Source organism: Winogradskyella thalassocola (assembly GCF_900099995.1).
Classification (GTDB): domain Bacteria; phylum Bacteroidota; class Bacteroidia; order Flavobacteriales; family Flavobacteriaceae; genus Winogradskyella; species Winogradskyella thalassocola.
This window is the reverse complement of the sequence record NZ_FNCZ01000001.1, coordinates 333519-356139: the sequence shown is the minus strand read 5'-3', so window position 1 is coordinate 356139 and position 22621 is coordinate 333519. Positions and strand designations below refer to the sequence as shown.

Here is a 22621-nt window from a genome sequence, read left to right as displayed (position 1 = left end):
ATTAAGTTAGTTTGAATGGCAATCTATTATGAAAAACAAATTAAACATTGATAAATTGACAAGCTTATGAGTGTGACTTTTTTAAAATAAGAGCTATTAAATTAGGAATCTCACAATGTAAGTACTGTTTTACTGTAAAGAACTAGATGTGCGACTTTAATTTTAAAAATGCTTCAGGGAGGTTGTTTGAGAGTCGATCAATAACCTTAATCATCAGTTGTTTTTGATTTTTTGTAGGTTGAATGTCTTTAAGTGGTGCTTTTATTTCCTCTAATAATCGCAAAGAATTAATTTGACCTTCCATATATCTTGATAGTGAAATACTCCATGAAATATTAGGTACATAATTATTCTGCTTTTGCCGTTCACTTTCCTTTTCTGTAAGGTTGAATTTTGAAGCTAATTTTAAAACATCATCATATTTTTCTAAGATAATTAAGACATTAATATAAGAGGTAAAAAAATGATGCCAACGATGGTTTAGCACTTCATTTTTATACTGTCGCAAAAATGTTTTGGCGGTAGCTTCTGCCAATTTGTTTTTCTGAAGTTCAGACAATACTCGGATTTGATAAGAACAATACCCAATCTTTTGGTGATAATTGTGCGTTTCCTTATATAAATCGTGATGCTTTTCTAAAAGTGAAACTGCTTTTTCGGGTTTGTGATTTCGTAATAAAATGGCGACCAAATTATTTAGATACATTAAAACATCATTGTTGTTTTGTCGTATGGATAAATATCCATAAAACTCGGCTTCCTTAAATTCATCTTGTTTAGAATGTAGTAAAACACGACTAGCATAATAATTAGATAATAATCGTCTAGAGTACATCTCTCCTTGACTGAAGTAATAATCAATTTGGTCGAAAATGACCTTTAATTTATCGTTTTCATTATAATTAGTGTACATAAAAGCCAATAAGACAAAAGCTTGATATCGGTTTTTACCGTCACTGTTTTCATATTTAAATACCTGAAGCAACCACGTTTCTAAGTGTTTTGTTTCGTTATTATTACGGGTATATTGATTGGTAATTTCTGTTGTAGCGTCGTAAAGTTTGTCTTTGGTAGCTTTGGCTTCGATATAACTGTCTAAATAAGCATCTAAAAAATCAGCTACAATTTTATGGTCTTTGTAGCGCATTCTGACCAAGAGATACGATTTGTACTCTTTGGCGAGATCATATAAATTCTGAAAATTAAACTCTATGTTTTTATAGGTGGAAATGTAATGTAGAAACTCTTTTTCTTCGTGAGAGGCTATCGCATCGGTTAGAATCTTTTTTTTGAGAGACATGATCCAGGCAATGGTGGCATCAACATCTATGCTTGCTAATTTGTTTTCAATCCAATTTTTAATATAGGAATATTTTCGCTTATCGATGTCACCATCAAAATCTATAGGCTTATTTTGAGACAGCGCATTTGTAACCACAAGCGTAATTATGCTTAGCTTTTCTGGGTCTGTAAATTGATATCGTGATTCTAGATATTTAGCTTCATTGGGTAGAATGGTTTTGCTAAATTCTGTAAATTTTTTAAGCTTTGTTTTCATTCTGCATCTACAAATTGCTGAATGAGTGTGTTCACTTCGGTTGGCTTTTCATATTGAACAAAATGACCAGCATCTTTTATAAACGTAACGGTAACGCTTTCTATGTGCTTCTTTGCAATATCTCCAACAGTTTCAACGGTTAGACTTGGGTTAAAATAGCGATTGGGAATGAGCATATCCTTATCGCCAAAAATAACTAAGGTCGGCTGAGAAATAGCTTTTAGGTCGTTAAAAACGGTATCATCTAACATACCCGAAATACTATTGACGATGGCTTTGCAATGAGCTTCAAAATCTGATGATGCTTTAATTTTTTTTCGATCATTTACCATTTTAGAAACGTCGTCTGGCTGCGCATAAAAGTTTAAAGCATAATTTTTTTCGATTTGCTCATCACTCGTGTTTTTTACTGATTCTGGAGTGAAAAAAGCTTTCATAAAAGCAGCATTTTCTTCTGAAAATTGTTCGAGACCAGCTGGTGCAACTAAAATTAATTTTTCTATAGTGTCAGGATAGGTGGTTGCTAATTTAATGCTTGCTTGTCCTCCCATGGAATGTCCAATGAGGATGGTGTTTTTTAAGTCTAGTTTTTTGATGAATTTGTGTAAAATTTCAGCAAAATAACTTGGGGTATAGGTAGCTTCGGGTTTAGATGATTTTCCATAACCTGGTAAATCTAATGCGATACAGGTGTAGTTTTCTCTTAGGGTGCTAATGTTTTTTGACCAAGCATCAGAATTGCTACTTAGTCCATGTACAAAAAGTAAGGTTTGTTTTCCGACACCTTCTTTAATGTAACTGATCTCTAAACTATCTATAGTCGTAGATTGGGTTTTAAAATTATATTCAGAAAGCATGTCTTTCATGAGTGGTTTAGAGTTTTGGGAAAATACATTGGTGTTTATCAGTATAAATATAAGTAGTATGCTAAGTCGTTTCATTGTTTTGATCATTGTTCTGATTTAATCGCGTTAAAATATTTATAGAGTTTTTTTCGAGATACTTTTCCTAAACTTGTTAATGGAATGTCGTCTAAAATAAATATATACTTTGGGTGCTTAAAAGCCACTAAATTCGTTGTGAGGTTTTTACGTATGTCTAAAACGGAAAGGGTTTTGCTTTCTGAAGTTACAAAGGCTATGCCACATTCTCCCCATTTTTCATCCTTCACGCTTAAAACGACAGCTTTTTTTATGTCATTAATAAGCTCTAATTGTACTTCAATTTCTTGAGGATAAATATTCTCTCCTCCTGAAATATACATGTCGTTTTTGCGGCCTTTCATATATAAAAAACCTTCAGCATCACTATAGGCAAAATCACCAGTAAACAACCATCCCTTTTTAATTTTGTTGCTTGTTTTAACCGAATTGTTCCAATAACCCGGTGTTACAATATCTCCTTTTATGCAAAGTTCTCCAACCTCATTTACTTTAACAGTGTCACCATTTTGATTCAAGATTTTTATATCTAAATAAAAATTAGGTTTCCCTATAGAGTTTGGTTTTAGCTCTGCCATTTTATGATGGAGCGAGGTAATACTTGGTCCTGCTTCCGTTAAGCCATAACCTGGTCTTATATAAATGTTCTTTTCATTTTTCCAAAAGCTAACGAGTTCTGATGGTACTTTTTCACCTCCAGAAATGATGTAGCGTAATTTCTTAAGATTCACATCTTTAAAAACAGGTGTTTTTTGCATCATTAACAGCATTGTTGGCAGCGCCATAAATAATGTGGTTTTATTGAGTTCTAAAAGGCATAGTATTTTTTCGGCATCAAATTTTTCGAGCATACCAATATGAGCGCCTTTATGTAATAATGGTGTTATAAACACATTCCATCCAGAGGTATGGTAAGGTGGTAAGGTGTTTATTGTGGAATCTCTAAAGGTGATTCCCAATTGCATAGAGGTGTTAAGGCTATTCCAAAACAGCATTTTGTTAGTGTAAATTACTCCTTTTGGAGAGCCTGTTGTACCTGAAGTATAGAAAATGAATAAAGGATTATCTTCTTTAATTTTAAAGCTTCGACTGGTTGGACATTCTGAATTTTCAAAATAATCTTCTAGTGCTTCAAATGAAACTGTTTTTAAATTTTGAATTGGTAAGTGTTCAGCGTGGTCCTTATGATTAGAATTATAAATACATAAACTTGGTGTACAGTCTGTTATCAGTTTTCCGATTTCGTTTAAAGATAAACGATAATTTAAGGGTACAATAATAAGTCCCATACGTTGGCACGCTACAAAAAGCACCATATACTCTAAGCCATGTTCTGCTAATACTGCAATTCGGTCTCCTTCCTCTAGTTTTAGCGCTGTAAATTTATCGACTAAACGATTAGCATAAGTGTGTAAGTCACTATACGTATAACTTTTATTAGCGTCATACGATGTAAGAGCAATTTTATCAGGCGTGTAATCTGCCCATTTAGCTGTCCAATCTAGCGTGTCCACATTCTACTTTTTTTGTGTCTATTTTATAAATTATATAACCAACGATTAATGAGGTTATGATTCCAATGGCTGCTGAAACTCCAGGGTTGTTTACGGGCTCTTGCATATAAGGTGTTATTCTTCCGTAATAAATTCCGAAATGCACTACTATGGCTGTGATACTTGCTATAAAAACAGATCGGGTAGATACATGTTTTAAAAATGTTCCAAATAATACTGGAACAAATGCAGCAGCAAAATAAGCATAGACCCCATTTTGAGCAAAAATGGCGACACTAACATCTGGATTTTTAATCTGCTCCCAACTGAGCAAGAAACTCACGATACCTAAAACAATAATCACCACTTTATTAATAGTTATGGTGTTTTCGGTAAACTTATCCTTAAATAATGGATTGATAATATCTGAAGTAATGGTAATAGATAAGGATTGTATTAAACTTTCTAAAGTAGACAATCCTGCTGAAATTAAACCAACCACAATCACCAACCCAACTCCAACAGAAAATTTGGTTACGACGTATGTTGGGATGATTTCATCCATTCGTAGTTTGTCACCGTTGACCATAAAATCAGGAAAACTGATTCGGGCATATAAACCGACTACGACTACTAAAAAGAATACAATCATAAAAGCAATACCACTAAATAGGTAGGTGTTTATTTTACTTGAATCTTTTAATAACAACGATTTGGTAATAATGTGTGGTTGACAAACGATAGCAACTCCAATCACGATTTGGGTGGCAATGATTTCAAAATAATCTCGAAACAGAAAGCTTTCTGTATTTGTGGGTTTTGTTAGATTTGGGTCAATCGCATTTAATTTATCAAAGAATCCAGTGATGCCATCTGCGAAATATTCGGAACCTGAACCTATTAAAATTAAGGCTACAATACACATTATTATCGCCTGAATGGTGTTGGTGTACACCATAGAATTGGCTCCGCCAAACATCATATATCCAAATACAAAAGCAGTAATTCCCATTAAGACATAAAACGGATCGGCATTCAAGGATTTTGAAATTACTTGTGTTAATCCAACATTAATTAAGACAATAAATGTAATGAGTAAGAGTGCGATGATGCCAAAGAAAAAGGCATAGCTTTTACTGTTATAGCGTTTGCCAATCCATTGTGCCATGGTGGTTGCTTTTACCGCATTTCCTTGTTTTACGAAGCCTTTTGTAAAAACGATTAACGAAATAAATGCCGCAATTGGTAAGACAATGGCAAACGAGATTACTCCAGAGATGCCGTAGAGTGCAATAAATCCTGGGTTAATAATAAAAGTCGCAGCACTCGTCATTGAGGCGGCTAAAGATAAACCAACAACCCAAGAAGGGAAACCAATAGTACCAACGGCATAATCGTTTATACTCGTGTTTTTTCGAGCGCCTCGAATCACGAAAAACAAAATTACAGCAGCATAAACTGCTAATAAAATCCACATGTAGGTTACTAATTGGTCTGATGCAATCATTTGAAATAAAGTCTTTAAAACAAATAACAATCTTTATATTATTTTAAGTCTCGTTATTTGATTTTATTAAGGTGTGACTTTTAACTATATTTTTAATATAAATTGTATTGTGATAAATATAGCTTTAAAATCATTAGGTATGACTTTATTTATAAACTTGTCTAATGAAAAGTGTAATGATTTTGAAGTGTTTTTGAGATTTGAATTATTCTGGCCAAATCGTTTCAAATCTTTCGCAAACGATTAGCATCTCTTCAATTGGTGTGTCTTCGCTCTGTTCCATGGTACTTGCGAAAAAGTCCCAATGTGCTTTTTTCCATTTTTGAAGTGGGTCTATAGTTGTTCCCATATCTAAGGAGGCATAATCTTTAGTAATTTGATTAAATGGAATAGTGTCTACGTTTTTAATTTCAATTATCGCTTTTGCTTTACCGTCAAAATCGGTAATGATATGTTTTGTTCCAATTTTGGGTAAATCGGCACTGGCGTCTTCATACCAAGTGTATAAACCAGAGCCTGCTTTCTTTTTGCCGTTAACAACCAATTCCGTTAACCGATTGGCGTCTTTTTTATTGTTATGAAAATACCAAGAGTCTGGGAGTTCGTCTTTTGAAAATTCGGGATGAGAGGCGGTGTAATTATGCCACATGTCATAAACGGATTTATCAATGCTGTTTTCTGTTTGTATGTCGGTCTTTGTATCGTTTTTGCAACTCGTTAAAATTAAAAGTAGAAGGAAGGCGATGTGTTTCATTATCCTAAATTACTAAAAAAACAAAAACAGCAACCAAATAGGTTCCTGTTTCTCGTTTATAAATCTATAATAGATTTTATGTTTGTTAAAAACTAAAACATAAAATGCGATAGTTTTAAGCCACCTTTTTTAGTAAATCGAAACAAGGGCATTTTTTACAACGCTTGCTTTCGGCTTTTTTATATTTTTTACAGCACTTGGTTTTTACATTTCCAAGTGTTTCAATACCAGAAGCCTCAAGAACTTTAATACGTTCTTTTTTTAGTTTTTTATTTTTTTTCTTTTTGCCCATTGCATGAAAAATCAATAGTGCAAAAATAGCTATTTATATTTAATCTAAATAATATTTAACATTTAGGCTCCAGGAGTATCTGCTGCTGAACTAACTGTGAGTTGCTTTATATCTCTGTCAAACAAATACAATCCACCTTTATCATCTCCAATCATCTTTACTTTATCTAGGATTGTTCTTGCCATAGCTTCTTCTTCAATTTGTTCGGAAACATACCATTGTAAGAAATTGTGCGTGGCATAATCTTTTTCTTGTAAAGAAATATGGACTAATTCGTTAATGCTCTCAGAGACAAAAATTTCATGTTCTAAAAGTTTTTCAAACATGGCTTTATAAGATGTAAACGTTACGTTTGGCGCATTCAGTTCTGAAATATGCGCATGACCACCACGTTCGTTTATAAATTTTACCAGCTTTAGCATGTGTTCGCGCTCTTCGTCCGATTGGCTGTACATAAAGCTAGAAATACCTTCTAGTCCTTTTACTTCTGCCCAAATTGCCATGGCTAAATAGGCTTGAGACGATTCTGCTTCGATTCTTATTTGCTTGTTTAATGCAGCTTCAATAGATTTTGATAACATAGTTGTGGTGTTTTAAACAAAGATAGGGATTGTAAATACGTTGGTAAAATAATTGTGAGAAATTGCTTTTTGGTTTAGAAGTAAAGTTCTTGTGCTAATCGAAACGTATTAGCATGGGCATTTACTATTGTATTAATATAGGGAGAATAACCGCCGCCCATACTGCACATTACAGGAATTTCATTTAATTTACATTGTTCCAAAACAAAACGGTCTCTAGCTTTGCAGCCTTCAACAGTTAGTCCTAGTTTTCCTAATTTATCAGAAGCAATAACATCAACTCCGCATAAATAATATATAAAATCTGGTTGTTGTTCTGCGATGAGCTTTGCTAGCGTGGTTTCTAATAATTTTAAATAAGCAGAATCATCAGTATCATTCGCTAAAGCGATATCTAAATCACTTTGTTCTTTTTTAAATGGATAATTGCTTTTGCCGTGCATTGAAAAGGTAAATACAGAAGAATCATTCTGAAAAATTTCTGCTGTGCCATTGCCTTGATGCACGTCTAGGTCTACAATTAAGATCTTTTTTACGAGTCCTTTATGTTGAAGATATCGCGCTCCAATAGCTTGGTCGTTCAACATGCAAAACGCTTCCCCACGATTCGTAAACGCATGATGTGTGCCTCCTGCAATATTCATAGCAATGCCATGTTGTAATGCATACGTACTAGCTTTTATAGTGCCATCTGTAATGAGTATTTCACGTTCTACTAAAGTCCTACTCAACGGAAATCCTATTTTTCGAGCAGCGCGTTGATTTAGTGTAATGTTGATTAGATCATAATAATACTCAGGATCATGAACAGCAACAATATGCTTGTCATTAGGTCGTTCTGGTTCAAAAAAATTAGTGTCACTACAGGTGCCTTCATGGAGTAATTGTTGTGGTAACAATTCATATTTTTCCATAGGAAAACGATGGCCTTCTGGTAATAAATGCCTGTAGATTGGGTGAAACGCTATTTTTAACATTACTATTATAAGGAGATTAAGCTTCCTAATTCATTGGGACTGTTTTTTCTTCAAAAATAAAAGAGCCGTCATTAATTATACCTTCAATGAATAATGTAATTGGTAGTCTAGGTCTTTCAAATTTTAAACTTGCATTACCATTTTTATCAATCTTTAATTGCGGTTTCCAATCTACGACACCATACGATTTGTAAAATGAATCACCTGTATTTCTATATTTAGGGACGTAGTATTTTTTTTCTGGACTAAATGCTAAAGGAAGTTTAAACTCCTTCATGGTGCTTTTGTCGTAATTGGTTGTGGTGCTAATCTCATTCAAATAAATTTTAATAACACCGCTTTCGCCTCTTAATCCTTGTCCAATTCCTGTTTTATTAATTTCTATATAGTCAATGTTCTCTATACTATATCGGTTTAAAATACTTGTATCATATAAAAGCATATCGTCTAAATAAATTAACATTGGTGTATCTGGGCTGTAAGTAGAACGGACGTCTAGTCCGCTTGTTGAGTCATCCACAAATAAGCCTTTAGATATTAAAAAGTTAGTTAAAGTGGTAAATGTTTTTTTGTCTTGTTCATCAAAAACAGTAATGTTTCCTCCTACGCTGTTGTTCAATTTTTCTAATCGCTGTTTATTATTGTTAACGTTAGATTTTATAGTGACTTCATCTAGTTTTTGTACGTTGTTAGCATTGTTAAACATAAAATTACTGCGATAGCGACTAAGGCTTTCTAATAATTTATAATCAGGTTTGGGTGTTAGCAATGAATTTTTATCGTTTAAAGGAGGTATTATATTCGGGAAAAACTGCAAATACAATGTGGCAGGCAATAAGCCGTTAGTTTCAGTCATTTTTGAAATCTTAATTGTAGTCGCCTCTTCAGGAAAGGTGTTTTCAATTAAAAAACTATTATGCGTATCATTAACATTGAAGACTCTTGGTGCGTCATTACCTATAGCGTGCATTAAAAAATTTATTTCTTTACCGTTATTTTTATCCTTAGCCGTAAGGTTGGCTTTTATAGTAATGCCCTGTTCAAAAGCGTATGGTGTTTCTGGTTCTGTATTAAAAATGTGATACCAATTATAACTACTCCAACCTTGTGTTATGAGTAGATTGTCTAATTCATATTTCTTTTTGGCATCGATATCTGTAAAATAGTATTTAGATTGCTCAATAGTTCCATTAACATAAGGTTCTAAAAACACATAAGACATAATATTGTTATGACTAGTGTAAGATTTGGTTTCTTCTGGTAAAACTGAGATGCTTAAGGAATTAAAAGTATCCGCATTTATACCTTTAAAATTAAGATTTAGAGTTACGGAATCTTTTGTTTTATTCAGAGTTATAGTATCTGTTTTTAAAATAGAGAGACCTTCATAGTTGAAGAATAAACGTTCTGCAATGGGTTGGTCACTGTCATTAAAAAGCGTTAATGTATTGATGCCAGAAGCCGTATTGCCATACTCAATAGCTTTTGTTATTTCTGTAGAATCTGTAAAGTAAATGTCCATAATATCGAATTGATCTCCGTTATGAATCATTAAGGTATGCCTTTTGTTTTTAACAGTTTCTAATGTTTTTTTATTTGTTATTAATGAGACAAAGAGTTTAGAATTTAAACTTTTTAGTGCTATGATAATACCTTCTTTTTCTATGTTTTGATTGATGTTAAACGTAAAATCTTTATTAGTGTTTTTTACATTTACTTTGTATTGGTTGCCAAGTTCTGGCAATAACTGAAATTTTCCAATACCAAATTGATTCGTTTCAAAAGAGGTTAGTAGTTCGTTGTTTTTATCTACGACCTCACCTTTTGCAAAAGGAATACCAAAACCAAGTTGATCCTTAATAACCACACCAACCACATTAACAACCCCATTTAATAAGTGGCCACTTTCTGGTAAAAATTGTGCGTCAATTTTATTATCTATTCTTTTTTCATCAGCATAGTCTTCGGTATCCGCATCGATAACTCTAATGGATTCTGAAAAATAATTTTTCTCATTAAAATTAAGCATCCAATTGGTGTATGCTTTTATTTTATAGTGGCCAGACTTAAAAAGGGAGTCGATTTCAAACGTATTTGATGCCACTCCATCGACGACTTTTATTAATTTTTGTTTTAGTATAGTGTCATCTTTATCCGCAATACTTACATATAGATTTGTAGTAAGAAGAGATGGTTTTTTATCTTTTTTGTCTAGGACATAAGCTGTGAAAGCGATGTCTTCTCCTTTAATGTAGTTAGATTTATTGAGATGTAAGTAAACCACTTCGCGAGCAGCTTCAGTATACTCCTCGTAACTGTCTAAAATTTGAGAATCTTCTTGGGCGTTAATAGAAACAAAGCTGAATAACAAAAGAATAAAAACAAAATGACAAGAATATGGAGTAGCGTGTTTTTTCATAAGTGTTGGTTTAAAAAAATGGGACAAAAATTAGGCCAAGAAAAGATTATTAATCCACGGTAAAGTACTAAATTTTAATCAGATTTTTCTAGTTGTTAAAGATATCTATTTATGCAATTTAAGCTGAATCCGTTTTCTTGCCACATCAACCTCTAAAACCTTGACGATAATTTGCTGATGTAAATGCACATGTTCGTTAACGTCCTTTACAAAACTATCCGATAAATTTGACACATGAATCAGTCCACTTTCTTTAATCCCCACATCTACAAAACAACCAAAATTGGTGATATTATTAACAATGCCAGGCAATAATTGCCCTTCGTGTAAATCGGTGATGGTTTTTATATTTTGGTTGAATGTAAACACTTTGGCTGTTTCTCTAATATCTAATCCAGGTTTTTCTAATTCTTTAATAATATCCTGAAGCGTAGGTAAACCAACCGTTTCTGTATAATACTTTTTTAAGTCTATTTTTTGAAGAATGGTTTTGTTTCCAATTAAGTCTTGAAGCGAAACCCCTTCGTCTTTAGCCATTTTCTCTACTATTTTATAAGTTTCAGGATGCACAGAAGAATTGTCTAATGGATTTTTGGCATCGCGAATCCTTAAGAAACCAGCAGCTTGTTCGTATGCTTTTCCTCCTAAACGTGGCACTTTTTTAATATCGTTTCTCGATGTAAAGGCTCCGTTTTCGTTTCGGTAATTAAAAATATTTTCTGCTAGTTTTGGTCCAATTCCTGAGACCGAACTTAGTAGTGGTATGCTTGCGGTGTTAATGTTAACACCAACGGCATTCACACAATTTTCAACCACAACATCGAGTTGTTTTTGAAGCTTTGTTTGGTCCACATCGTGCTGGTATTGCCCAACTCCAATAGATTTAGCATCAATTTTTACCAATTCGGCTAAGGGATCTTGCAAACGTCTTCCAATAGAAACCGAACCACGAACTGTAACATCATAATTTGGAAATTCGTCTCGAGCAATTTTTGATGCCGAATAAATACTCGCACCAGCTTCACTAACGACAAACACTTGGATATCGTTTTTAAATTGAATTTTTCGAATTAAAGCTTCGGTTTCTCTTGATGCTGTTCCGTTTCCAATCGCAATCGCTTCAATTTTATAAGCTTCGACTAAAGAAGAAATCTTTTTTATGGCACCAATACTATCATTTTTTGGGGCATGTGGATAGATGTTTTCATTGTGTTTTAAAGCACCTTGTGCATCTAAGCAAACGACTTTACAACCACTTCTAAAACCAGGGTCGATGGCTAAAACCCGTTTTTCACCAATAGGTGAGCCTAATAATAATTGCTTTAAATTTTTAGCAAAAACAGTAATCGCGGATTCATCGGCTTTTTCCTTTGCCTTTTGAAGGGCTTCATTACTTAATGATGGAAACAATAAACGTTTATAGGCATCTGAAATGGCCAATTCTATTTGATCTGCGCAAGCATTTTGGCTTTGTATGATTCTATTATCAATACGTTCTAAAACTCTAACAGCATCAACTTCAATTTTCACACGGATAAAGCCTTCGCTTTCTGCTCTTAAAATGGCTAATAATCTATGTGAAGGAATTCGTGATAGGGATTCAGACCAATCAAAGTAGTCTCGGAATTTTTGCGCTTTTTCGTCTGCAGATTTAGACTTAATTACTTTGGTAGTAATTTGAGCATGTCGTTCTAATTCGTTCCGTAAACTATTCCTAATATCAGTGCGTTCATTAATCCATTCTGCAATGATATGTCTGGCTCCTTCTAAAGCATCTTCAACAGATGAAAGGTCGCCTTTTACATATTTAAATGCAATAGATTCGATGTCATTTGCCTTTTGACTCATGATGATTTTAGCCAAAGGCTCTAAACCATTTTTACGAGCGGTTTCAGCTTTTGTTTTTCGTTTTTTCTTAAAGGGTAAATAAAGATCTTCGAGTGTTATTAGGTCTTGAGTATTTACAATCTTTTGTTTTAAGTCTTCGGTTAAAACGTCTTGTTCTTCTAAAGCTTTTAAAATGGCAATTTTTCGTTTTTCTAAAGCTTCAAATAACTCTTTGTATTTGACGATATCAGCAATTTGAACTTCATCTAAATTTCCTGTAGCTTCTTTTCTGTATCGGGAAATGAATGGAATGGTACAATCTTCATTCAGTAATTGAACGGTACTTTTTATATTTTTTTCGGCTAATTGCGTGTGTTGAACTATATATTTAATCATCATAAAAAAGACCTTATAAATTTAAAATTATAAGGTCTGTAATATATTTAACTCTGTTGTAATTGCCGAATAGTTTTAGCAAAAGTTATTAATTAGATCCGGCTTCTTTTTTCGCATCATTAACCATTGTTTCGTTCGGCACAATAGCAATATTTACACGTCTGTTCTTAGAACGTCCTTCTGCTGTTGTATTATCGTACATCGGTTGTTCTTCACCAAACCAATGGGTTGTAAATCGTCCGTAACCTAAACCTTTTCCGGTTAAGTAATTAGTTACAGCTTCAGCTCTGTTTTTAGACAACGTCATATTGTAAGCGTCATTACCAGAACTATCCGTATGGCCAACGACTAGTATGTTTGTGTCCGGGTATTCTGTAAATACACTTGCTAATTTATTTAGTGTTTCTTGGGATTTTGCATTGATGTTATACTTTTCAGTATCAAAATATACCCCACTTTGTTCATCAAAAGTAAGTACAATACCGTCATCTACACGTTCTACCGTTGCTCCAGGAATTTCATTTTCAATGTCTTGGGCTTGTTTGTCCATTTTGTTTCCAATAAGCACTCCGGCTCCGCCGCCAACAACTCCACCAATAACAGCTCCTAATTCACTGTTATTACCATCACCAACATTATTTCCAATAATGGCACCTAATAAGGCTCCTCCAGCGGCTCCGATGACACCACCTTTTTGTTTATTGTTTGCATTGTCTACAGCCTTACAACTGGTCATTAGTACTAAAAGTAATGATAAGGTTATGGCTAATGTTAATTTATAATTGAATAATTTCATAATATTTATAGTTTAGTAAAGTTCATTGTAATGGTGATGGGCTTTCCATCTAAGGTCACTATTTGTTGCCACTGCATAGTGGTTTCAGATAAAGACGTGAGTTCGAGTCTGAATCCTGCATTAGTTTCCGATTTGCCTTTTTCGTTGGTGGGTTTTAATAGAAAATTATATAATCCCGTGTCCTCATTAACTTCATCTATGGTGAATACGAAAAACCGTTTATCGGAAGTGCAATTTAATCCGGATAGAGTATAAGTTCCTGTATTGTTATTAGGTATGAATTGCCATATACTATTATCGAAGCAAGCTTTTTCGGCATCATTAAGTAGTGTGATTTTTAAATCTCCAATTGCTGAAGATTTTATGGACGTTAAGGTCCAATCTCCTTTAATCGTTTTTTTTGATTGACGAACGGTTTTTGAAGACCCACATGCTAAAAAGCAAAGGGTTAAACATAGTATTGCTATTTTTTTCATTGTCTTTAAGTAATGTTTGAATTCAAAATTACTTAAAGGGTAATGCGTGGCTTGCTTGAAAAGAAAAAATTATTGATGCATTAGCAAAAAAAGATGGAACCTGTATGAGGCTCCATCTTTTATAATCTAAAATAAAAAGATGGAGGGCTTAACTAATCTGCAATCCATTCTTAACACCGTCAATATCAGGATTCACAAAAACCAAATTACCACCTTCATCTTCCGTCATTAAAATCATTCCTTGACTTTCAACACCTCGTAAGGCTCTTGGTGCTAAATTCACTAAAACAGTAACACGTTTACCTATGACGTCTTCTGGAGAAAAGCTTTCGGCAATACCAGAAACAATGGTTCTTGTATCAATACCGGTGTCTACTTTTAATACTAAAAGTTTTTTAGTTTTCGGCATTTTTTCTGCTTCGATAATTGTACCGACACGCAAATCTAATTTTGTGAAATCTTCAAACGTAATTTCTTCTTTTTGAGGTTCAACCACTTTATTAGCCGCTTCGTTTGCTTTTTTACTCGCAATTAATTTTTCAAGTTGCTTATCAATTTCAGCATCTTCAATTTGAGAAAATAGTAAATCAGCTTTTCCTTCTTGTAGTTTATGTTCTGCCGGAAGTAGAATATCTTTTGTTGAAACATCTTCCCAAGAAGCATCATTATAATTTAAAATACCTTTCAGTTTTTTTGAAGTAAAAGGCAAAAATGGTTCCGATAAAACGGCTAATGCCGATGCAATTTGTAAAGCTACAAACATTACGGTTTTGGTACGTGCTTCATCAGTTTTTATTGTCTTCCATGGTTCTTCGTCTGCAAGGTACTTGTTACCTAATCGTGCTAAGTTCATCAACTCTTGACTCGCTTCTCTAAAACGGTAGCGTTCAATAGAACTCGAAATCACAGCAGGATACGCTTTTACAGCTGCTAATGTTTCTTCGTCAATAGTAGAATATTCCGATGGTGTTGGAATAATGCCATCGTAATATTTATTCGTTAAAACCACCACACGATTGATAAAGTTTCCGAAGATAGCTACCAATTCATTATTGTTTCTAGCTTGAAAATCTTTCCACGTAAAATCGTTATCCTTAGATTCTGGGGCGTTTGCCGTTAAAGCGTAACGCAACACATCTTGCTGATTTGGGAAATCGATTAAATAATCCGGTAACCAAACGGCCCAGTTTTTAGAGGTTGATAATTTCTGACCTTCTAAATTTAAAAATTCGTTAGCTGGTACGTTGTCTGGTAAAATATAAGAGCCTTCAGCTTTTAACATGGATGGGAAAATAATACAGTGAAACACAATATTATCTTTTCCTATAAAGTGTACCAATTTGGTGTCTTCGTCTTTCCAATAATCTTCCCAGTTTTTACCTTCGCGTGCTGCCCATTCTTTGGTTGCAGAAATGTAACCAATAGGAGCATCAAACCAAACGTAAAGTACTTTGCCTTCTCCACCTTCAACAGGTACCGGAATTCCCCAATCTAAATCTCTGGTTACGGCACGTGGACGTAAGCCATCGTCAATCCAAGATTTTACTTGACCGTAAACATTAGGTTTCCAATCTTTTTTATGGCCTTTTAAAATCCATTCGCGTAAAAAGTCTTCATGCTTATTTAAAGGTAAAAACCAGTGTTTGGTTTCTTTTAAAGTTGGTACATTGCCAGTTATTGCCGATTTAGGATTTATTAAATCTGTAGCATTTAAACTCGATCCACAACTTTCACATTGGTCGCCATAAGCTTCCTCATTTCCACATTTTGGACAAGTTCCTGTTACGAAACGGTCCGCTAAAAACTGATTCGCTTCTTCGTCATATAATTGTTCAGTAACCTCTTCTACAAACTCTTTTTTGTCGTAAAGTGTCTTAAAGAATTCTTGAGCCGTATCATGATGAATTTTAGCTGTAGTACGTGAGTAGTTATCGAAAGTAATACCAAAGTCAATAAAAGATTGTTTGATAATAGCATGATATTTATCCACAATATCTTGTGGAGTGACTCCTTCTTTTTTTGCTTTGATGGTAATCGGCACACCGTGCTCATCACTTCCGCAAATAAAAGCAACGTCATTACCTGTTAATCTTAAGTATCTAGAATAAATATCTGCAGGCACATAAACACCAGCTAAATGTCCAATATGAATTGGGCCGTTAGTATATGGTAATGCTGCTGTTATAGTATATCTTTTCGACATGGTTTTTATTTTTTTGAAGCTACAAAAGTAAGCATTTTGTAGTGTGGATTATAATGAAATATAGAAACGCTTTATCGAAAAGTTTTAACATTTTTTTTGGAAAAATATAAATTAAACTACATTTAGCGCTTAACCAAACAAATTTATAAAAATAAAGAATTTAAAATTACTTATTTTATTAGTGTCAATTAGCTTAGTATCTTTTTCTTGTGGAAGTGATGATGATGGAGACGGAGGATCTACTAGTGGTTCGGGTGTATTAGTTTATGGTGATACGGAATATCAATTAAAATCAGGAGTTATCGAGGATTATGGCGAATATTCTAATGGTATATATAACTTTGATATTTCTTTAGTGGACTCAGGGCTTCGAATTGTAGATGGTGAAGCGGTGCCTACTAATGATGTTTTTTCTGGAGTATATTTTGAATTATTTACATCAAATTCACAGGATTTAGCAGAAGGAGTATATACTTTTGGAAATAATATTGAAGGGGGTGCCTATAGCTATGCTGAGATAATCATCGATGCTACTGTTGATGAAGATTACGATGCATTCGAAATAAACTCAGGAACTTTTACGGTTTTAGATGATGGTTCTTCTTACGAGTTTGAATTTGAAGGAACGGTATCTAACGGTGCTTCATTTTCGGGTTACTATACAGGATCTTTAGTGTCAGTTGATTACTCATCTGATTTAGGTCGATCAGCGACTTCTAATGCAACAAAAACTAAAGCATTATTCAATTAATAATTGTATTAAATTTTTGAAAAAAGAGATGGTCTTATGTATAGGATTATCTCTTTTTTTATGCGCTAAAATTTCTGATTGATTTAAATTGAAGATTGAAAAGGGCGACGTATTTTTTTAAAGTGTTATTCGTTATATAAATTGATAAGCTTCAATTTTTACTTTTTATATTTACAAAAACTATTTTATGATTTTGAAAAAGTACGTTTCATATCTCATTTTAATTTTTATTATGGTTGTGAACACCGATGTTAGAGCGCAAATAGAAATCAATAAATCTATGGATATGACTTCAGAATTAATACAGCCACCATATTTAAAAGCAGGAGATACCGTTGCCATTGTCGCTCCGTCTGGAATTTTAAAAAGTCGTGAAGGAGAAGTGCAACAAGCCGTTGCGCTTTTAAAAAGTTGGGGCTTGTATGCTATTGTTGGTGACCATGTGTTTAGTCAATCTAATCATTTTGCAGGAGATGATTATGAGCGCTGTTTAGATATACAGAACGCTATGGATAATCCTACTGTGAGTGCGATTTGGTGTGCGAGAGGTGGTTACGGAACGGTAAGGATTTTAGATAAGTTAGACTATACGGAATTTAAGAAAAATCCGAAATGGGTTATTGGTTATAGCGATATTACAGCATTACACAACCAGGTACATAATGAAGGGTTTCAGTCCTTACATGCTATAATGTGTGTGAGTTTAACCACTGATTTAACTGAAATTGCCGCATCTGTAGATACGTTTAAAGCTGCTTTATTTGGCCATGCGACGGATTATACTTTAAAAGGATCTGATTATAATAAAGTAGGCGAAACTTCAGGGGTATTGGTTGGTGGGAATCTAACGATGCTACATACCATGTTAGGATCTAAAGAGAGTATAGATACCTCTGGAAAAATTCTTTTTATTGAAGAAATTGGTGAATACAAATACCATATAGATCGTATGCTACAGAGTATGAAGCGTGCTGGTTATTTTGATAATTTAAATGGACTTGTTGTTGGTGATATGTCTAGAATGCGAAAGAATACGACGCTTTGGGGAACTTCGGTTGAGCAATTAATTTTAGATGCTTTAGAAGACTACGATTTTCCAATTACGTTTAATATGCCTGCGGGACACGAAAAAGATAATCGTGCTTTGGTTTTAGGGAGAACTCTAGACTTGAAAGTCGGTAAAGCGCAATCGACGTTGAAATTTTCAGAATAATTGTTTTTGAAATCTAAAAAATAAAAGGCCTCCTAAAACATATAGTCCAACGTCAATTATATCACTAGTATAACGTGTGTTTATTTGAGGCATTAACCATTCAAAATAGATTAAAAAATACATAGTTAAGGCTAAAACGATACCTATTGGTACGTAAAGCGCTTCAGTTTTCTTGATGATTCTTAGAGTTGCTAAACACGTACTTAGAACAATAGGCATGCACAAAAAATCGTTGACATAAAAATACATCCAATTAGGAAGTGGTACTTCAAAACGATTAGCACTATACAATGTAATCGCTATTACAACAGTAACTAGAAATATTGGATGTTTTAAAATTCTCATGCCGCAATAGCAGTTATTAACCAAGCGATAAACATACCAATAGCCATAAATCCCATCCAAATAGAGTGCGTGATTTTTACAAAAACACGCACTACTAAAAATCGATGATCTTTATACTTCTCATAGAATGAGGGTGACTTTTCGTCTTGAATGCGCTGGCGCTCACGACGCTCTTTTTCTTCTTTAGCAAAGGCTAATTCACGTCTTTTTTTGTAGGATAAAAGTGTGTTGCAATTGGTACAATAATCCTTATTTGTATTATAGATACCGCAATTTGGACATTTGATATGGCTAGCCATTTTGCATTTTTAAAGTAACTGCAAAGGTATGACTAATTATAATTATAAGAGGTTTTTAGGTTAAACGAGTAGGCTTATTATAGAGCCAATGTAACTTCAAATCCTATAGCGTCAGAAATAAGACCATCTTTTAGATTGCCTTCAATTTCTTTAGAATTGTATTTTATATTCCAAAGTGTGCGATCTATTTTAAACTTTGTCGTCATTTGCTTTAGCTCATAATCAACTTCTGCTCGGAAATTAATAGGCAATGTCACATCTTTTATGGTGAGGTTTGCATATATTTTCATTGTAGTGGTGTTGTGATAGGATACACTAGTGAAAATTAGTTTAGCAGTAGGAAATTTTTTAACATCAAAAAAATCTTCATTTTTTAAATGGTTCACTAAATCTTCGTTAGCCTCTTCTTCTTTTATGTCTGTATTTAGTATAGAATGCATATCTATAATAAATTCACCTCCAATTATGACATTCTTATTTTTAATAAAATACCCTTTTTTAAATGAAATGGTACCATCATGACCTCCAAAATAGAAAGCGTATTCACCAGTCCACTTAATCTCGCTTTTAGAGGTGTCAATTTTTAGTGTTTCGTCTGTATGATTTATTGCCATTTGGGCATTAGAGCATACTGTGTAAATTGTAAATAGAACGAATAGAATTTGTTTTTTCATGAGTTTGATTTTAAAATTATTTTTTCTTTCGATAAAACTAGGTTGAGATAAAATCAAGAGTGTCAAAAAAATGTAAAAGAAGTGTCAACGGTTGTAAAATGTCATCAAATTGTATGTTCTTTACAGTAATTATGAGAAGCATACGTATTTATTCATTTGGAAGTTGTAGTCTAGTTTTACTCTTTATTTTAGTGTTTTCATGTTCAAGTATCGAAAATGATGCATTTTCAGAACGGGTTAAAATTTCGTTACGAGAGGTTGGGAATCAATTATTGTTGTCTAACCAAGATTCAACATCTTTGGTGCTTCCTGTTATTGCGTTAAAAGAATCTGAATATAGATTATCGTTTCAGCAACCGTTAACGTTTGAACCAAGTAATTTGGTGTTTATTATTCAGAATACGTTTCAGAAATCGTTATTACCGCAGCATTACCGCGTAGAGGTTATTCAATGTATAGATAACGAAGTTGCTTATAGTTACCAAATGAGCGAAGATAAAGAAAGTACGATTATTCCTTGTGCTGGTAGAATTTTACCCGAAAGTTGTTATACTATTGAGGTGAAATTTAATAGGAGAGTAGCTTCTATATTTGGTCGACAAACCATTATTTTGATTGTCTTTTTTGGGTTGATTATGGTATTGGCTTTTGTTATCTATAAAAGAACGAAAATAGAAACAATCGAAGTGACGGATGAAAATTATTCTAAAATAGGCAGTTTTCACTTTTATGCGGCTCAAAATAAATTGATAAAAGAAGCTGTGGAAATTAGCCTTTCAAAAAAGGAAGTCGAATTATTAGAAATCTTTGTAGCTAACCCCAATCAGATTATAAAACGTGAAGAACTTACCAAAAGAGTATGGGAAGATAATGGCGTTTTTGTTGGTCGAAGTTTAGATACCTATATTTCTAAGTTGAGAAAAAAACTTAAAGACGATAAAACGATAAAACTAACGAATGTTCATGGTGTTGGTTATAAGTTGGAGATTAATTCCTAGATTATGCTAAAGGTATAGTCCTTAAAAATATAACTGTTTCTTTTCTGTCGAAGCAATTTTGTATATTGATGCTATCTCTAAAGTATCATTAGCTTGATTAACAATAGATTAAAAAATGGCACAACACAACGAACTTGGTAAATTAGGAGAGCAACTCGCAGCAGAATTACTTATAAAAAAAGGTTATGAAATCATCGTTCGTAATTATGTGTTTCAAAAAGCTGAAATAGATATTATAGCTAAACATAATAATGCAATGATTTGTGTTGAGGTAAAAACCCGAAATTCTGATTTTTTCGGTGATCCCCAAGAATTTGTAACACCAAGTAAAATTAAATTACTCGTGAAAGCCATGGATGCTTTTATAATTGAAAATGATATCGATTTAGAAACCCGTTTTGATATTATTGCTGTTTTAAAGAATAAAACGACAGAGCAACTCACCCATTATGAGAATGCTTTTTATCATTTTTAATTTTTGTCATTCTGAACGAAGTGAAGAATCTCTAAAACAAAGAGTAATGCATAAAACACTTGGAACACATAATTACTACGTCTATATTTTAACAAATAAGAATAAAACAGTATTATATACTGGTGTAACTAATGATTTGAATAATCGAGTGAGGTTTCATAGAGAGAATGCTGGCATAAATTCGAAGGCATTTACTTCAAAATACAAGTGTTTTTATTTGGTTTATTATGAACACTATAACTCTGTTGAAACTGCTATACAAAGAGAAAAACAAATAAAAGGGTGGAAACGATTTAAAAAGGATATAATGATTTCTGAATTTAATTGCAATTGGAAATTTCTTAATGACAGTATTTAGAATTTATTTGGAAAAGATTCTTCACTGCGTTCAGAATGACATTAGTTACCTATAAAAATTCATCTCATCAATAAATTGCCACACATGTTCTGGCAACATCGGACGGACATTTTTTCCGTCTTTAATTTCATTTCTAATAAAGGTAGAAGAGAGCTCCATAATGGGTGCATCCACTTTTATAATTTTAGAATGATCGTTAAATTGAGTGTCTATTTTGCCTTCAGATATTCTTGGATAGACGTAAATACTATGATTTTCGAGGATAAGTTCATAATTTTTCCACTTATGAAAACTTTTAAGATTGTCTTCTCCCATAATTAAGGAAAATTCATAGTTGGGATGTTTCTCAAAAAGATAAGTTAAGGTGTCAATGGTATAATTGGGTTCTTTTAATCCAAATTCAATATCGCTTGGTCTCAGTTTATCATAGTCTTTTGTCGCCAAATGAACCATTTCTAAACGGTGGTAATTATCTAATAAACTGCTTTTCTTTTTAAAAGGACTTAATGGCGTGACTACAAACCAAACCTGGTCCAAATCGCTATGTTCTACCAAATGATTGGCGATAGTTAAATGACCAACATGAATGGGGTTAAAGGTCCCAAAATATAATCCTATTTTCATTTTATGCTGAATTTATTTCAGTATCTATTCTTTTATAAAATCTGAAACCAATTTATAGGCATTCTCTAAAGCTTCGTCCAAATTAGCGTTTACCACAATTTCATCAAAAAGAGGAGCTGTAGCCAATTCTGCTGGTGCTTTTGCCACACGCATGCTTATTTTTTCTGGACTTTCTTCACCGCGCTCTTTTAGTCGTCTTACCAACTCATTCAAATCTGGTGGTTTTACAAAAATGGCGATAGTTTGCTCTGGAAATTTTCTTTTAATACGTAAGCCACCTGATACATCAATATCGAAAATTACATGCTTGCCTTTTGCCCAAATACGCTCAATTTCGGTTTTTAACGTCCCATAAAAATTATCTCTATAGACCTCTTCCCATTCTAAAAACTCATCGTTTTTAATTCGGTTTTTAAATTCTTTAAGTGATAGGTAATAGTAATCTCTTCCATTAACTTCATTACCGCGTTTTTCGCGTGATGTCGCCGAAATTGAAAATTCTAAATTGAGTTCTTGTTGTTTTAATAAATGGCGAACTATTGTTGTTTTTCCAGAACCAGAGGGTGCTGAGAATACTATGAGTTTGCCTTGTACTTCGTTTTTAATTTCTGACAAAATAAATTGTTTTACTTTTTACTATATACCGCGACTGTGATGGTCAACT

23 protein-coding genes are annotated in these 22621 nt (G+C 33.3%); 5 read left to right on the top strand and 18 right to left on the bottom strand.

Annotated elements, in window-relative coordinates; genetic code table 11:
* Positions 1–142: 142 nt before the first annotated feature.
* The 13 genes from BLT80_RS01475 to metG all read right to left on the bottom strand — a co-directional run bounded on the left by BLT80_RS01475 (position 143) and on the right by metG (position 16220).
* A complete protein-coding gene (locus BLT80_RS01475) occupies positions 143–1558 on the bottom strand; it encodes a hypothetical protein (protein ID WP_092465812.1) in 1416 nt (471 codons plus the stop codon).
* Positions 1555–2424: an alpha/beta fold hydrolase gene (locus BLT80_RS01470; RefSeq protein WP_175455526.1), complete on the bottom strand. Its 870-nt coding sequence runs from the start codon at positions 2422–2424 to the stop codon at positions 1555–1557. The genes BLT80_RS01475 and BLT80_RS01470 overlap by 4 nt, the downstream gene beginning before the upstream one ends.
* A gap of 83 nt (positions 2425–2507) precedes the next feature.
* A complete protein-coding gene (locus tag BLT80_RS01465; protein ID WP_092465810.1) occupies positions 2508–4013 on the bottom strand; it encodes a class I adenylate-forming enzyme family protein in 1506 nt (501 codons plus the stop codon).
* Positions 3988–5499: a sodium:solute symporter family transporter gene (locus tag BLT80_RS01460; protein WP_092465809.1), complete on the bottom strand. Its 1512-nt coding sequence runs from the start codon at positions 5497–5499 to the stop codon at positions 3988–3990. The genes BLT80_RS01465 and BLT80_RS01460 overlap by 26 nt, the downstream gene beginning before the upstream one ends.
* A gap of 205 nt (positions 5500–5704) precedes the next feature.
* Positions 5705–6253, bottom strand: coding sequence for an ASCH domain-containing protein (locus BLT80_RS01455; protein ID WP_092465808.1), 549 nt, complete (start codon positions 6251–6253; stop codon positions 5705–5707).
* Between the two features lie 115 nt (positions 6254–6368).
* Positions 6369–6545: a hypothetical protein gene (locus BLT80_RS19955; protein WP_175455525.1), complete on the bottom strand. Its 177-nt coding sequence runs from the start codon at positions 6543–6545 to the stop codon at positions 6369–6371.
* Positions 6546–6607: 62 nt separating this feature from the next.
* A complete protein-coding gene (locus tag BLT80_RS01450) occupies positions 6608–7126 on the bottom strand; it encodes a ferritin (RefSeq protein ID WP_092465807.1) in 519 nt (172 codons plus the stop codon).
* 74 nt (positions 7127–7200) lie between these two features.
* A complete protein-coding gene (locus BLT80_RS01445; protein WP_092465806.1) occupies positions 7201–8103 on the bottom strand; it encodes a histone deacetylase family protein in 903 nt (300 codons plus the stop codon).
* A gap of 25 nt (positions 8104–8128) precedes the next feature.
* A complete protein-coding gene (locus BLT80_RS01440; protein WP_092465805.1) occupies positions 8129–10522 on the bottom strand; it encodes a hypothetical protein in 2394 nt (797 codons plus the stop codon).
* A gap of 105 nt (positions 10523–10627) precedes the next feature.
* The gene (locus tag BLT80_RS01435; protein WP_092466854.1) at positions 10628–12745 is read right to left on the bottom strand and encodes a Tex family protein; all 2118 of its coding nucleotides are present in this window, start codon (positions 12743–12745) and stop codon (positions 10628–10630) included.
* Positions 12746–12833: 88 nt separating this feature from the next.
* Positions 12834–13541 (bottom strand): YiaD family glycine zipper/OmpA-like lipoprotein, encoded by a 708-nt coding sequence (locus BLT80_RS01430; RefSeq protein ID WP_092465804.1) that lies wholly within the window; start codon positions 13539–13541, stop codon positions 12834–12836.
* 5 nt (positions 13542–13546) lie between these two features.
* Positions 13547–14017, bottom strand: coding sequence for a lipocalin family protein (locus BLT80_RS01425; protein ID WP_092465803.1), 471 nt, complete (start codon positions 14015–14017; stop codon positions 13547–13549).
* 148 nt (positions 14018–14165) lie between these two features.
* Positions 14166–16220 carry a methionine--tRNA ligase gene (gene metG / locus BLT80_RS01420; protein ID WP_092465802.1) on the bottom strand — a complete coding sequence of 685 codons (2055 nt, stop codon included), beginning with the start codon at positions 16218–16220 and terminating at the stop codon, positions 14166–14168.
* Between the two features lie 181 nt (positions 16221–16401).
* Here metG and BLT80_RS01415 point away from each other — a divergent pair, with 181 nt between their 5' ends.
* Entirely contained in the window at positions 16402–16971 is a 570-nt protein-coding gene (locus BLT80_RS01415; protein WP_092465801.1) for a hypothetical protein, read from the top strand.
* 187 nt (positions 16972–17158) lie between these two features.
* Positions 17159–18184 carry a S66 peptidase family protein gene (locus BLT80_RS01410; protein ID WP_175455524.1) on the top strand — a complete coding sequence of 342 codons (1026 nt, stop codon included), beginning with the start codon at positions 17159–17161 and terminating at the stop codon, positions 18182–18184.
* On the opposite strand, the gene BLT80_RS01405 is transcribed toward BLT80_RS01410, so the two are convergent.
* The 3 genes from BLT80_RS01405 to BLT80_RS01395 form a co-directional block, all read right to left on the bottom strand.
* Positions 18176–18529: a hypothetical protein gene (locus tag BLT80_RS01405; RefSeq protein ID WP_092465800.1), complete on the bottom strand. Its 354-nt coding sequence runs from the start codon at positions 18527–18529 to the stop codon at positions 18176–18178. The genes BLT80_RS01410 and BLT80_RS01405 overlap by 9 nt on opposite strands.
* Positions 18526–18828, bottom strand: a complete 303-nt coding sequence (locus BLT80_RS01400) for a hypothetical protein (RefSeq protein WP_092465799.1) — start codon at positions 18826–18828, stop codon at positions 18526–18528. The genes BLT80_RS01405 and BLT80_RS01400 overlap by 4 nt, the downstream gene beginning before the upstream one ends.
* A gap of 77 nt (positions 18829–18905) precedes the next feature.
* Entirely contained in the window at positions 18906–19502 is a 597-nt protein-coding gene (locus BLT80_RS01395) for a YceI family protein (RefSeq protein ID WP_139180992.1), read from the bottom strand.
* A gap of 131 nt (positions 19503–19633) precedes the next feature.
* On the opposite strand from BLT80_RS01395, the gene BLT80_RS01390 reads away from it, so the two are divergent.
* From BLT80_RS01390 to BLT80_RS01380, 3 genes are all read left to right on the top strand, one after another.
* Positions 19634–20500: a winged helix-turn-helix domain-containing protein gene (locus BLT80_RS01390; RefSeq protein WP_245710064.1), complete on the top strand. Its 867-nt coding sequence runs from the start codon at positions 19634–19636 to the stop codon at positions 20498–20500.
* A gap of 115 nt (positions 20501–20615) precedes the next feature.
* A complete protein-coding gene (locus BLT80_RS01385; protein ID WP_092465796.1) occupies positions 20616–20975 on the top strand; it encodes a YraN family protein in 360 nt (119 codons plus the stop codon).
* 46 nt (positions 20976–21021) lie between these two features.
* Positions 21022–21333, top strand: coding sequence for a GIY-YIG nuclease family protein (locus BLT80_RS01380; RefSeq protein ID WP_092466852.1), 312 nt, complete (start codon positions 21022–21024; stop codon positions 21331–21333).
* Between the two features lie 45 nt (positions 21334–21378).
* Here the strand turns inward: BLT80_RS01380 and nadD are convergent, their stop codons facing one another.
* Positions 21379–21957, bottom strand: a complete 579-nt coding sequence (nadD, locus tag BLT80_RS01375) for a nicotinate (nicotinamide) nucleotide adenylyltransferase (protein WP_092465795.1) — start codon at positions 21955–21957, stop codon at positions 21379–21381.
* A 24-nt stretch (positions 21958–21981) separates the two neighbouring features.
* Positions 21982–22572, bottom strand: coding sequence for a guanylate kinase (gene gmk, locus BLT80_RS01370; protein ID WP_092465794.1), 591 nt, complete (start codon positions 22570–22572; stop codon positions 21982–21984).
* Positions 22573–22621: the final 49 nt, after the last annotated feature.